Genomic DNA, 2849 nt, shown 5'->3' on the forward strand with positions numbered 1-2849 from the left:
GTATTGTACAATACGCGAGCGGGGACGCTCGCACTACAATAAAAAAAATGCTTTTTACAAAACTGAGATGCTCCCACAAGAGTTAATCTCACATCTCAAATCTCAAATAATATGAGTTTAACACTGCCAACTATTAAGTTTTTGAAACAGCCGACTTCGGAAGCTTGGGTGCAACAGGCGATCGCCCATTTGGATACAATCTTATTAGACCATTCTCACTGCGAGCGGAAAGCGGCGGGAGTAGCGTTAAATTTGATGTTTCGCTACCCAGCCCGGGAAAAATTGGTGAGGATGCTAACGGCGATCGCCCGCGAAGAATTAGAGCATTTCGATCAAGTCAACCAGCGGTTAGAAAAGCGCGGCATTGCTTTAGGCCCTTTGGCCGCACCTCCCTACGGTGCCGGTTTGTCCGCCCAAATTCGCAAGCAGGAACCGGAGAGACTTTTGGATTCTTTGTTGGTTTCTGGTTTGATAGAAGCGCGCAGTCACGAACGGTTGGGGCTGCTGGGCGATCGCTGTCCCGACGCCCAATTAGCTAAATTTTACCGCAGTTTGATGGCTTCGGAAGCGCGCCATTACGGGGTATATTGGATTTTGGCAACAACTTATTTCGATCGCACTCTTGTGATTGACAGGCTGGAGGAATTATCATTAGTAGAGAGCGAGTTGCTGGCAAGTCTTCATCCCGAACCGAGAATTCACAGTTAAAATCTAGGTGCATTTAAAGACTGTAAAACACAAAAAATGAGTAATTTTACAGTTGCTAAAGTCAACAAATAAATATTAAGTTGCAACAACCAATGAAAACCCAACATCTGGATTTTTTAATTCGTTCCTGGGAAACGCGCGATCGCGCTGAGGCGTTCTATTTAATTAGAGATGTTTTAGCAGAGTACGGTTTAAAATGCGAACCTCACGGGGCCGATCGAGATGTGTATGATGTAGAACTTCATTATCATAATCAAGGCGGGGAATTTTGGGTAGTTGAACGGCAGGATAAAATAGTCGGTACGGCGGCTTACTATCCGATTGAGCGCGGAAATAATGCTGTGGAAATTCGCAAAATGTATATTTTGCCAGCAGCAAGAGGACAGGGTTTGGGGAAATTTTTACTGCAAGAATTGGAAAGTAAAATTATAGCTCGCGGCTTTGATGAAATTTGGATAGAAACGGCCAGCATTCTCAAAGAAGCTGTGAAAATGTACGAAAATAGGGGATATATACCGACAACTGGTGTGGAGACGCCAAGGTGCGATCGGGTTTACGTAAAATATCTAGATATAAAAAATCTCTAATAAGGTTTGTGTAAACAAGGATTAATTTACTCAGTTTCAATCAACAGTTGATTGAAACTGAGTAAATTAATCTAGGAGGAAAACAAATGACTATCCCCACAGAAAACTCTCACTCTCAAAATCATGCTACCAACAAATTGCTAGACGGCCCTAAAGACGCTAGATTTGTTCAGACAGTGCGGGGAATTTTAAATCCTCTGTATTATTTAGATAGTAATTATCAACGCTACGGCGACCTTTTTACCAGCGAATTCAGCAACTTTCCGCCCCAAGTAATTGTTAGCAATCCTCAAGCTATTCAAGAAATTTTTACATCCGATTCCAAACTCTTTGAATCCAGTACGGGAAACCAGATAACGCTACCTTTAGTAGGCTCGAATTCGTTATTGTTGTTAGATGGCGATCGACATTTGCAGCAGCGCAAACTTTTAATGCCACCTTTTCACGGTGAACGCATGAAAGCTTACGGACAAATCATCCGCGATACAACCGAAAAAGTAATTAATAATTGGACTCCTGGTAAGTCGGTTATCGCGCAATCAACTATGCAGGAAATTTCCTTGGAAGTAATTTTGCACACGATTTTTGGGCTGAGCGAAGGAGAACGCTACCAGCAAATTCAGCAACTAATGATTAATATGTTCAGCCTGTTTAGCAATCCATTAAGCGCTACCTTTTTGTTTATCAAGTCGTTGCAAAAAGATTTAGGTGCTTGGAGTCCTTGGGGAGGATTTCTGCGACAAAGACAGCGTTTAGATGAACTGCTTTATCAAGAAATTCGCGAGCGCAAAACTCAGTCTGAACCATTGGGGGAAGACATCCTGAGCTTGTTAATTTCCGCTCGTGACGAAGCAGGAAAGCCGATGAGCGACGTTGAATTGCGGGATGAATTAATGACAATCTTATTCGCAGGACACGAAACTACAGCCACAGCTTTAGCCTGGGCTTTGTATTGGATTCACTACATCCCAGAAGTCCGTGAAAAACTGCTGCAAGAGCTCAATTCTATTGATGTCGAAAATTGCGAGCCGACGGAAATAAGTAAACTCCCGTATTTGAATGCTGTCTGTTGCGAAACGCTGCGGATTTATCCGATCCTATTTTTTGCATTTCCGCGCCTTCTGCAAGCTCCGATGCAGTTAATGGGTTATAATATTCCCAAAGGAATGATACTTTCTACCTGCATTTATTTGGTTCACCACCGACCGGATATTTACCCGGAACCAAAACGTTTTAAACCCGAACGTTTTCTAGAAAGGCAATTTTCGCCTTACGAATATTTGCCGTTTGGAGGAGGGAACCGCCGCTGTATTGGGGCGGCATTTGCCATGTTTGAAATGAAGTTAGTATTGGCGAAAGTGCTGTCACGATACTCTTTAGAACTTGCAGAAAATCGTCCGGTTTTGCCAGTACGCCGCGGTTTGACAATGGCACCCGCTGGTGGTGTGCGTTTGGTGGTAAAGGATAGGATTTGAATCTTAGGAATGAGAATTAAATAACTTCCACAAGTTTGTGGGATGGGCGTCCCGCCCGTCCTTTTTGGACGGGCGGGAC

At 43.5% G+C, this 2849-nt stretch carries 3 protein-coding genes; all 3 read left to right on the forward strand.

Annotated features, from left to right (window positions below):
* Positions 1 to 111: 111 nt before the first annotated feature.
* The 3 genes from QUB16_RS33145 (at position 112) to QUB16_RS33155 (ending at position 2770) form a co-directional block, all read left to right on the forward strand.
* Positions 112 to 708 carry a tRNA isopentenyl-2-thiomethyl-A-37 hydroxylase MiaE gene (locus tag QUB16_RS33145; RefSeq protein ID WP_333322617.1) on the forward strand — a complete coding sequence of 199 codons (597 nt, stop codon included), beginning with the start codon at positions 112 to 114 and terminating at the stop codon, positions 706 to 708.
* A gap of 92 nt (positions 709 to 800) precedes the next feature.
* Positions 801 to 1295: a GNAT family N-acetyltransferase gene (locus tag QUB16_RS33150; RefSeq protein WP_333322619.1), complete on the forward strand. Its 495-nt coding sequence runs from the start codon at positions 801 to 803 to the stop codon at positions 1293 to 1295.
* Positions 1296 to 1381: 86 nt separating this feature from the next.
* A complete protein-coding gene (locus QUB16_RS33155) occupies positions 1382 to 2770 on the forward strand; it encodes a cytochrome P450 (RefSeq protein ID WP_333322621.1) in 1389 nt (462 codons plus the stop codon).
* Positions 2771 to 2849: the final 79 nt, after the last annotated feature.

The sequence above is a fragment of the Microcoleus sp. D3_18a_C4 genome, from assembly GCF_036702415.1.
GTDB lineage: Bacteria > Cyanobacteriota > Cyanobacteriia > Cyanobacteriales > Microcoleaceae > Microcoleus.